Origin of the sequence: Helicobacter pylori SA37A (genome assembly GCF_000476015.1) — a bacterium.
Lineage (GTDB): Bacteria > Campylobacterota > Campylobacteria > Campylobacterales > Helicobacteraceae > Helicobacter > Helicobacter pylori_DB.
In genome coordinates this window covers 1-9,888 of the sequence record NZ_CBOO010000023.1, presented here as the reverse complement: position 1 = coordinate 9,888, position 9,888 = coordinate 1, and the positions used below count along the sequence as shown (strand labels likewise).

13 protein-coding genes are annotated in these 9,888 nt (G+C 39.4%); 10 read left to right on the top strand and 3 right to left on the bottom strand.

Going from position 1 to position 9,888, the window contains the following annotated elements:
- On the top strand, positions 1-466 hold a 466-nt coding region (locus QT76_RS07550; protein ID WP_033617246.1), incomplete at its 5' end, for a glycosyltransferase family 9 protein.
- A gap of 305 nt (positions 467-771) precedes the next feature.
- Here the strand turns inward: QT76_RS07550 and QT76_RS07545 are convergent.
- Together QT76_RS07545 and QT76_RS07540 are read right to left on the bottom strand one after the other, a co-directional pair.
- Positions 772-1,014 (bottom strand): type II restriction endonuclease, encoded by a 243-nt coding sequence (locus tag QT76_RS07545; RefSeq protein WP_000446580.1) that lies wholly within the window; start codon positions 1,012-1,014, stop codon positions 772-774.
- 94 nt (positions 1,015-1,108) lie between these two features.
- Positions 1,109-1,276 carry a hypothetical protein gene (locus QT76_RS07540; RefSeq protein WP_031245762.1) on the bottom strand — a complete coding sequence of 56 codons (168 nt, stop codon included), beginning with the start codon at positions 1,274-1,276 and terminating at the stop codon, positions 1,109-1,111.
- Positions 1,277-1,339: 63 nt separating this feature from the next.
- Between QT76_RS07540 and QT76_RS08190 the strand changes: the two genes are divergently transcribed.
- From QT76_RS08190 to QT76_RS07500, 9 genes are all read left to right on the top strand, one after another.
- Positions 1,340-1,564, top strand: a complete 225-nt coding sequence (locus tag QT76_RS08190; RefSeq protein ID WP_411326920.1) for a DNA methyltransferase — start codon at positions 1,340-1,342, stop codon at positions 1,562-1,564.
- A 110-nt stretch (positions 1,565-1,674) separates the two neighbouring features.
- Positions 1,675-3,039, top strand: coding sequence for a S41 family peptidase (locus tag QT76_RS07535; RefSeq protein WP_001922225.1), 1,365 nt, complete (start codon positions 1,675-1,677; stop codon positions 3,037-3,039).
- A gap of 6 nt (positions 3,040-3,045) precedes the next feature.
- On the top strand, positions 3,046-4,209 hold the full coding sequence (locus tag QT76_RS07530) for an SH3 domain-containing protein (RefSeq protein ID WP_033617245.1): 1,164 nt from the start codon (positions 3,046-3,048) through the stop codon (positions 4,207-4,209).
- Positions 4,196-4,909, top strand: a complete 714-nt coding sequence (locus QT76_RS07525; protein ID WP_033617244.1) for a 1-acyl-sn-glycerol-3-phosphate acyltransferase — start codon at positions 4,196-4,198, stop codon at positions 4,907-4,909. The genes QT76_RS07530 and QT76_RS07525 overlap by 14 nt, the downstream gene beginning before the upstream one ends.
- A complete protein-coding gene (gene ung, locus QT76_RS07520) occupies positions 4,906-5,607 on the top strand; it encodes a uracil-DNA glycosylase (RefSeq protein WP_033617243.1) in 702 nt (233 codons plus the stop codon). Before QT76_RS07525 ends, ung begins: the two co-directional genes overlap by 4 nt.
- Positions 5,608-5,692: 85 nt before the next feature.
- Positions 5,693-6,685, top strand: coding sequence for a type I glyceraldehyde-3-phosphate dehydrogenase (gene gap, locus QT76_RS07515; RefSeq protein ID WP_033617242.1), 993 nt, complete (start codon positions 5,693-5,695; stop codon positions 6,683-6,685).
- Positions 6,686-6,700: 15 nt separating this feature from the next.
- Entirely contained in the window at positions 6,701-7,909 is a 1,209-nt protein-coding gene (locus QT76_RS07510) for a phosphoglycerate kinase (RefSeq protein ID WP_033617241.1), read from the top strand.
- A gap of 15 nt (positions 7,910-7,924) precedes the next feature.
- Positions 7,925-8,881 carry a magnesium/cobalt transporter CorA gene (gene corA / locus QT76_RS07505; RefSeq protein ID WP_000248511.1) on the top strand — a complete coding sequence of 319 codons (957 nt, stop codon included), beginning with the start codon at positions 7,925-7,927 and terminating at the stop codon, positions 8,879-8,881.
- A gap of 6 nt (positions 8,882-8,887) precedes the next feature.
- Complete coding sequence (locus QT76_RS07500) at positions 8,888-9,613, top strand: TerC family protein (RefSeq protein WP_033617240.1); 726 nt, start codon at positions 8,888-8,890, stop codon at positions 9,611-9,613.
- Positions 9,614-9,756: 143 nt separating this feature from the next.
- Here QT76_RS07500 and QT76_RS08180 read toward each other — a convergent pair.
- The coding region (locus tag QT76_RS08180; protein ID WP_154213355.1) for an outer membrane beta-barrel protein at positions 9,757-9,888 on the bottom strand (132 nt) is incomplete at its 5' end.

The window sequence follows — 9,888 nt, the reverse complement described above, 5'->3', positions numbered from 1 at the left end:
ATTAAACGCAGACATTCAGCTAGTGATTTGCGGGACGACGCCCACAGAAGCAAAAGAAGCTGCTAAATTGGTAAAAGCTCATAAAAACGCCATATCGTTAGTAGGGAAAACTAGCTTATTGGAATACGCCTATATCATTAAGGGCGCTGAATTTGCATTAGGGAATGAATCCAGTATCGCTCATTTTGCAGCGGCTCTTAAAGTGCCTTACATCTTTATTTTAAGCAATGGCAGTTCTTATGCAACCTTTCACCCTTATCCTAAAACGCTTTGCGCTACCCATCATGTGATTTATCCCACCGAATTTGCAAATCTTAGAGAATCAAAGAAAATTTGGGAACAACGAGATGTGAATACGATAAAACCTAGCGCCGTGATAGCAAGCATCAAAGAGCACGCCCCACATTTATTAAAAGAGAACACTCCTGACGATATTGATAAAGATTACTTCATAGAAGAAGTGTGAAGCAGTCCAAACAACGCCATCTATTATTCTAACGCCGTTTTCCATCCTTACTTTTAGGGTGGCTAACTAGATAAGGAGTGTAAATAGAGGTTGTAATTATGCAATTAGGTCTGTTCCAAATTAAATTGCGCTTCGTTCGTTTTCATTATAACGCCCCTTAAAAAACATGAGAAAGATTATAACGATGATTACCTTATTAGAAATTTAGCATGCATGTTATAGAGCGCTAATCTCTAATCTGTGTATCAAGCAAACTTGATGTTTGGATTTTTCTCGCACACAAAAGATAGATCAGGATACCAATTTTATTTTTCAGCAATAATGATTTCATAACCATTTTTCTTAGCAAATGTTTTAAACTTAGGGAAAAGTTGGATTTCAAGAATTTTTGAAATAATTTTAGTATCTGGTGAAATTGTATAAATATTTTTATCTATATCAATAAATCCTTTAATTTTCCAATCTCCCAACTGAGTTGTAACATGGCCAGTCAATTCTGTTGCAAAAACCTTAAGTTTTTCAATAAAATTTTGTTTGACTGACTCCATAACTACCTTTCAAACACTCAATTGCTATCAAATATATCCAACTGATTATAACACGAAAATTATCGCTTTTAGTGTTGTAAAAATTTGCTTCTCCTTACCAAATGAGCGCTTCTTTTAAGGCTTTTAAAATCTCTTCATAGCTTTCTAATGCATAAACTTTTATTACCCCACCTCCATTAAATTCTTTAGCCGCACCGCTTTTAAAACCGCCAATAACCTTTTTAAGACGAGACAAAATCACGCTCTCAAAATGCTCCCCCATTTAATACCAATATCGCCCTTATCTTATCGCGCCAAGCCAAAGCCATCGGAGATTTTGACTTTGATGCCGCATTCATCAGCAAAGAAGCGAGCGACAACAATATCTATCGCAGAGGCGGGGGATCAGTTTTCCCTTTATTCTGCCTTACCTAATCTCGCTCTCATTTGCGACAGAGGCTCTAAAGTAAGCCCCATTTCTAATGTTTTTGTAACGGGCATGCTTTGCGATTTGCATGTGAATGGATCGGGGAGTTATGCGTTTTTGTTGTATCGTTTAGGCTCAAAATGAGTGAATGAATGGGCATGTTATCTAAATTTTAGATAGAATAAACGCAAAAAATTGAATAAAACCTTAAAGGTGATTCTTTCTAATCTCAAAAATGGGTGGTGCTATTAACAATGACAAAACGACTTTTTAAAGGGTTGTTAGCGATTTCTCTTGCTGTGAGTTTGCATGGCGGTGAAGTTAAGGAAAAAAAGCCGGTCAAGCCGGTTAAAGAAGATCCGCAAGAATTAGCGGCTAAAAGGGTGGAAGCGTTCAGTCGTTTCTCTAATGTGGTTTCAGAAATTGAAAAAAAGTATGTGGATAAAATCAGTATTTCTGAGATCATGACTAAAGCGATTGAGGGCTTGCTCTCTAATTTGGACGCGCATTCAGCGTATTTGAATGAAAAGAAGTTTAAGGAATTTCAAGCCCAAACCGAGGGCGAATTTGGGGGGCTTGGGATCACGGTGGGCATGCGCGATGGCGTTTTGACCGTTATTGCTCCCTTAGAAGGCACTCCCGCTTACAAGGCTGGGGTTAAGTCAGGCGATAACATTTTAAAAATCAATAACGAAAGCACGCTGAGCATGAGCATTGATGATGCGATCAATCTCATGCGCGGCAAGCCAAAGACCCCTATTCAGATCACTATTGTGAGAAAAAACGAGCCAAAACCCTTGGTGTTTAATATCATTAGAGACATCATTAAACTCCCCTCTGTCTATGTGAAAAAGATTAAAGAAACCCCTTATCTGTATGTGAGAGTGAGTGGTTTTGACAAGAATGTTACCAAATCGGTTTTAGAAGGCTTAAAAGCTAACCCTAAGGCTAAGGGGATCGTGTTGGATTTAAGAGGGAATCCTGGAGGGCTGTTAAACCAGGCGGTAGGCTTGTCTAACCTCTTCATTAAAGAGGGGGTTTTAGTCTCCCAAAAAGGCAAAAACAAAGAAGAAAATTTAGAATACAAGGCTAATGGCAGAGCCCCTTATACCAATTTGCCTATTGCGGTGTTAGTCAATGGCGGTTCAGCGAGCGCGAGCGAGATTGTCGCAGGGGCACTGCAAGATCACAAGCGAGCCATCATTATCGGTGAAAAAACCTTTGGTAAGGGAAGCGTGCAGATGCTGCTCCCTGTCAATAAAGACGAAGCGATTAAAATCACGACCGCGCGCTATTATTTGCCGAGCGGGCGCACCATTCAGGCTAAGGGGATCACGCCTGATATTGTGATTTATCCGGGTAAAGCGCCAGAAAATGAAAATAAATTCAGCTTGAAAGAAGCGGATCTAAAACACCATTTAGAGCAAGAGCTTAAAAAACTTGATGATAAAACCCCTAATTCCAAAGAGGCGGATAAAGACAAGAAAAATGAAGAGGAAAAAGAGGTTACTCCTAAAATGATCAATGATGATATTCAGCTAAAAACCGCTATTGACAGCTTGAAAACCTGGTCTATCGTTGATGAGAAAATGGATGAAAAAGCGCCTAAGAAGAAATAAAAACTCATGGGGTTTTTATTTGAAAAATCGTTAATGGGTTTTTGCGCCCATTCAATCAAAATCCTTAAAATCATCAGTTTGATTTTAAGCCTTTTGGTGGCTTTTTTGGTTGCTGAGGACGCTCATGAGCCAGAAGAGATCAAGGCTAAAGTGGCTTATGTGAAAATCCCCCAATTAGAAGATTTAGAAAACACCCCAGTTTATATCGGTCAAACCATAGGAGTAACTTATGATTTATTGTTGTTTGACGCTGAGTTTTTGGAAGCCAAAATCAAAGACGGGTTGGATAAAACCCAAATTGAGCTTTTAAACAAGATGCCTAAATGGAAAAAGGTGGAAAAAGAGCTTTTCAAAGCGACTTATTATTACAAGATTAAAGGCATAAAAGCGATTATTCCGTCCTTAGAAGTGAGCGCGTTTTCCAATAAAGACAAATATATAGATTATTCCATAGCCCCCAAAGTTGCTTTGCAGGTAACGGATTTGTCCAAAAACCCTCGTTATGCGAATGTCATGGCCAAAGATTTACAGGTTGTGCAATACAAAACCAAAGACTATGACGATAAAAACAATATTTTGGTGATGGAATTAGCGTTCAAAGAGGCTAATTGGGAAGATTTTAACATCAAAGAAGCGCTAAAACAGGGGTTTGATAACGCCTCTTTAAATCAGATCAAGGCTAAAGAAGGGAGCGTGTTTTATTATTGCGTGTTGCCTAAAACCCTTCAAAGCCTTTCTTTTGATTATTTTTCGCTTTCTAATAGGCAGTTTAAAACGCTGTCTTTTTCAGCCATTCCCACTCAAGACGCCACCGGTATTCAAAGCGATCTCATCCCTAAAAACAATTTTTTAGTCTTTTCTAACGTGGCACTGCTCGCTTTGTGTGTGTTTTTCTTGGCGTTGTTTTTCATTTTTGGGCGCAAACTCATTTTTTTAGGGCTTGGGATTTTGTGCTTAGGGTTTGTTTTGTATAACCTTTTATTCACGCAAAAGTCAGCCCTATTGCTCGCTCATAAAAAAATCCGCATCCTGCCCACGCAAAATTCCACCATTTTAGGGCTTTCTAGAGATGAAATGCCCATTAAAATCTTAGGCTCGCATGATGATTATTATAAAATCCTAACGCCGCATGAACAAATAGGATGGGTCAAAAAAGATGAAGTCAAATAAAAAGTCCAATCATTTAAGAGCGATTTATAGGGCTTTAGTGATCGCTATAGGCTTAGCCGTTATCATTGTTTTCAATTATTTCAACCGCAAAAACAATAACGCCCGCTCCAGCCGTAGGGCTTGTTCGTGTTTTTTTTCTCTCACCGGGGTTAATTTAGAACAAATAGGTTCCTTTGACACGGGCGCTAAACTCATTGTCTTAAACCACCAAAGCCTATTAGACATTATTTATTTAGAAGCCTACCACCCCAGTAATATTTGTTGGATCGCTAAAAAAGAGCTGGGCGAAATCCCTTTTTATGGGCATGCCTTAACCGATACCGGAATGATCTTAATTGACAGAGAGGATAAAAAGGGGATTGTGAGCCTTTTAAAAGCATGTAAAGAAAAACTAGATCAAAACCGCCCCTTAGTGATTTTCCCTGAAGGCACTAGAGGCAGGGGAGGAGAAAAATTCCTCCCTTTCAAACAAGGGGCTAAGATTATCGCTGAAAAATTCCAGCTCAAAATCCAGCCCATGGTGTTAATCAATTCCATTAAAATCTTTAATTCCAAGCCCCTAGAAGCCTATAAGGCCCGCACCCGTTTAGTCATGCTAGAAAGCTATACGCCTGATTTTAGCTCGCCCACCTGGTATGAAGAATTACAAGAACGCATGCAAAAAGAGTATTTAAAACACTACCATGAATTAAACGCATGAAGCTTTTTGACTACGCTCCTTTGAGTTTGGCTTGGCGGGAGTTTTTGCAAAGCGAATTTAAAAAGCCTTATTTCTTAGAAATAGAAAAACGCTACTTAGAAGCCCTAAAAAGCCCTAAAACCATTTTCCCTAAAAGCTCGCATTTGTTTCATGCATTCAATCTAACGCCCCCTTATGCGGTGAAAATCATTCTTTTAGGGCAAGACCCCTACCATTCCACCTACCTAGAAAACAATCAAGAATTGCCTGTGGCGATGGGGTTGAGCTTTAGCGTGGGAAAAAACGCCCCCATCCCTCCAAGCTTAAGGAATATTTTTAAAGAATTGCATGCGAATTTAGGCGTGCCTGTGCCTTGTTGTGGGGATTTGAGTGCATGGGCTAAAAGGGGCATGCTGTTATTGAACGCCATTTTAAGCGTGGAAAAAAATCAAGCCGCTTCGCACCAATATATTGGTTGGGAAAATTTTAGCGATAGGGTATTAGCGCGTCTTTTTGAAACGACTTCCCCTTTAATCGTGGTGTTATTAGGGAAAGTCGCCCAAAAAAAGATCGCGCTAATTCCTAAAAATAAACATATCATTATCACAGCCCCCCACCCAAGCCCACTAGCTAGAGGGTTTTTAGGGAGTGGGGTTTTTGCAAACATTCAAAAAGCTTATAGAGAAATTTATCGCAAGGATTTTGATTTTAGTTTGTGATAAATGTTTGGGATAGAACCCTTTAAGAATGTTTTTATTTAAGAGCATTTGTGATAAAATACCAATTTTTAAATAAAGGGAAAACATGCCAATTAAAATCGCTATCAACGGGACGGGGCGCATTGGTTTGTGCGCTATAAGAGTTGCTAGCCAAAGAAAAGATATAGAAATCGTTGCGATCAATTCTACCGCTGAAACAGAAACTCTTTTGCACTTGCTCCGCCATGATAGCGTGCATGGGCATTTTGAAGCCAAGTTGAATGCTGATAGGACTTTGAGTATCGGGCATAGTAAAAAGATTGCAGTGTTGAGCGAGCGAGATATTAACAAGCTTGATTTTTCTGTTGCGCATGCGGAAATTGTCATAGAATGCACCGGCAAATTCAATTCCTTAGAAGCTTCAAGCGCTCATCTTAAAAACAGCGTGAAAAAAGTCATTATCTCTGCTCCTGCGCAAAATGCACCCACCTTTGTCTATGGGGTGAATCACACCCATTACCATAACGAAAGCGTGATTTCTAACGCCTCTTGCACGACTAACGCTACCGCTCCTTTATTAAAAATCTTAGATGAAGCCTTTAAAGTAGAAAACGCGCTTTTAACGACCATTCACAGCTACACCAACGATCAAAACCTCTTAGACACCAAACACAAGGATATTCGGCGCGCTAGAGCGGCTGGCTTAAACCTTATCCCTACAAGCACCGGCGTGAGCAAAGCCATTTCGCTAGTCTTACCGCATTTAGGCCCTAAGATTACAGGCCTTGCGATTAGAGTGCCTACCCCTAATGTGAGCTTGGTGGATCTTTCTTTAAATTTTAAAAAAGTTGTGAGTAAAGCAAGCCTTCAGCATGCGCTTAAAGACGCCAGTAAGCATGCCTTTAAAGGGATTGTAAGCATTGATGAAGAAAGGCTCGTTTCAAGCGATTTTATTTCTTCGCCTTTTAGCGCGATCGTGATTGATGATCAAATCATGACAATAGGCGAAAAAAATGCTAAAGTATTGGCATGGTATGATAATGAAATGGGTTATAGCGAGCGCTTGATAGACATGGCGCAATATATAGCACAAAATTAAAAGAAAGGATTTTTCATGTTAGCTAAAATGTCGTTTATGCAAAACGTTAAAAACATTCAAGAAGTGGAAGTGAGCCATAAAAGGGTGCTTATTAGAGTGGATTTTAATGTGCCTTTAGATGAAAATTTGAATATCACTGATGATACGCGCATTAGAGAGAGCTTGCCCACCATCCAATTTTGTATTGACAACAAGGCTAAAGATATTATTTTAGTGAGCCACTTGGGCCGCCCTAAAGGGGTTGAAGAAAAATTGAGCTTGAAACCCTTTTTAAAACGCCTTGAAAGACTCTTAAATCATGAAGTGGTTTTTTCTCAAAATATCGTGCAACTCAAGCAAGCCTTAAACGAAAACGCGCCCACAAGGATCTTTCTTTTAGAAAATATCCGCTTTTTAAAAGGCGAAGAAGAAAATGATGAAAATCTGGCTAAAGATTTAGCGAGCTTGTGCGATGTGTTTGTGAATGACGCTTTTGGCACGAGCCACAGAAAGCATGCTAGCACTTATGGCACGGCGCAATTCGCCCCTATTAAAGTGAGCGGGTTTTTACTCAAAAAAGAAATTGATTCGTTTTATCAGGCGTTTAACCACCCTTTACGCCCTCTATTGTTGATTGTAGGGGGGGCTAAGGTCAGCTCCAAACTCACCTTGTTAAAAAACATTTTAGATCTCATTGACAAGCTCATCATTGCTGGAGCCATGAGCAACACCTTTTTAAAAGCCTTAGGCTATGATGTGCAAGATTCTTCTGTAGAAGACGCTCTAATCAATGACGCCCTAGAGTTATTGCAAAGCGCGAAAGAAAAAAAAGTCAAAGTCTATTTGCCTATAGACGCTGTAACCACTGATGACATTCTCAACCCCAAACACATCAAAATTTCACCTGTTCAAGACATTGAGCCTAAACACAAAATCGCTGATGTAGGGCCTGCGAGCGTGAAATTATTTTCTGAAGTCATAGAGAGCGCACCCACCATTTTATGGAATGGCCCCTTAGGCGTGCATGAAAAACAAGAATTTGCCAGAGGCACAACCTTTTTAGCCCACAAAATCGCTGACACTTACGCTTTCTCGCTCATTGGTGGGGGCGATACCATTGATGCGATCAACCGCGCGGGCGAAAAGGACAACATGAGTTTTATTTCCACCGGTGGGGGAGCGAGCTTGGAATTGTTAGAGGGCAAAATTTTACCTTGTTTTGAGGTTTTGGATAAACGCCATTAACTCTAAGGATCGCTTATGGTGAACGTGTTTTTCAAACAGCAAAAATTTGTCATTAAAAAACGCTTTAATGATTTTAATGGTTTTGATATAGAAGAAAATGAAGTTTTATGGTTTGAATTAATCAACCCCACGCCCAATGAATTAGCCACTCTAAGCCAAGAATACGCTATCCACTACAACACAGACCATTCCCAACGAGTTTCATCGGTAACCAAATATTGGGAAGACAGCTCCAGCGTTACGATCAACGCTTTTTTCACTAACCAGGATGAAAATGAGACTTTCCACACGGAAATGGCGACCTTTATTTTGTCTAATAACATTCTTTTCACGATTTATTACGGGACTTTAGAAATCTTTGATTCTATCCAAAAAAAGGTTTTGGCTAGCCCTAAAAAATTTGAAGACGGGTTTGACATTCTAACCAAAATCTTTGAAGTGTATTTTGAAAAAGGCGTGGAATGTTTGGAGTGGATCAACAAACAAACGAGCCTGTTGCGCAAAAACATCATTTTCAAAGAAACTTCTACGCATGATGATATTTTAGTGCGCTTGTCCAATTTGCAAGAATTTAATGTGGCTTTAAGGGATTCCTTTTTTGACAAACGGCGCATTATCACCGCTTTATTAAGGAGCAATAAAGTGGATAGCGATACTAAAAATAATTTAAATATCATTTTAACCGATTTTAGCTCTTTGGTGGAGTCTACAACGGTCAATCTCAACTCCCTAGATAACATTCAAAACCTGTTCGCTTCTCAAGTCAATGTGGAGCAAAATAAAATCATCAAGCTCTTCACGGTGGCGACTATGGCGATGATGCCCCCCACATTGATTGGCACGATTTATGGCATGAATTTTAAATTCATGCCGGAGTTAGAATGGCAATACGGGTATCTTTTTGCGCTGATTGTCATGGCGATTTCTACGATTTTGCCTGTGCTCTATTTTAAAAAGAAAGGCTGGTTGTAGCCTTTTATGGAATTTTTATCCTCACTCTTAGACGCTCTTTCTACACCGCATGGCATAGTCTCCTTGGCTACGCTCACGCTTTTAGAGATCGTTCTAGGGATTGATAATATCATTTTTATCACGGTGATGGTCTATAAACTCCCCAAACACCAGCAAAATAAAGCCATGATTTTAGGCTTGGGCTTAGCGATGATCGCTCGTATAGGGCTTTTAGGGAGCTTGTTTTTCATCAGCCATTTGCAAAAGCCTTTATTCACTATAGCGGACATGAGCTTTTCATGGCGTGATGTGGTGTTGCTTGTAGGGGGGGCGTTTTTGGCTTTTAAAGCGTTAGTGGAATTAAAAGAGCAGATCTACCCTAAAGAAAAACACCAAGAAAAAGCGTTTAGCTTTTTCATCACTTTAATAGAAATCATGTTTTTAGACATTGTCTTTTCTTTAGACTCTGTGATCACGGCTATTGGGATCGCTAAACACTTAGAAGTCATGGCGCTTGCTATTATTTTATCCGTAATCGTGATGATGTTTTTTTCCAAAATCGTTGGCGGTTTTATTGAAAGGCATTATCGCATCAAAACTTTAGCCTTTGTGTTTTTGCTCGTTGTGGGCGTGTTTTTGTTTTTAGAAGGCTTGCATTTGCATGTTGATAAAAATTATTTGTATGCGGGTATTGGTTTTGCCTTGCTTATAGAATGCTTGAATATTTTCATAGAAAAGAAAATGAAAAAATAAGAAGCGTTTTTTAAAAACAAAATTAAAGGAGTTATTTGTAAAAGGCTTTCATGCTTTTATGAATAACCAAATTTTAATCAAAATTCATAAGCGCATAGGGGCATTTCGCAATGAAACCCCCTTAAAAAGAGGATTTGTGCCACTTAGTAAGCAAACACATAATTGAGATACACGCTATAAAGTCTCCTGTATTCTAATTTAGTGCCCATGAAAGAATAGTAATCCGTGTTAATGGTGGGGATTTTCACGCCTAATTCAATGCCATGCTGAGCGCT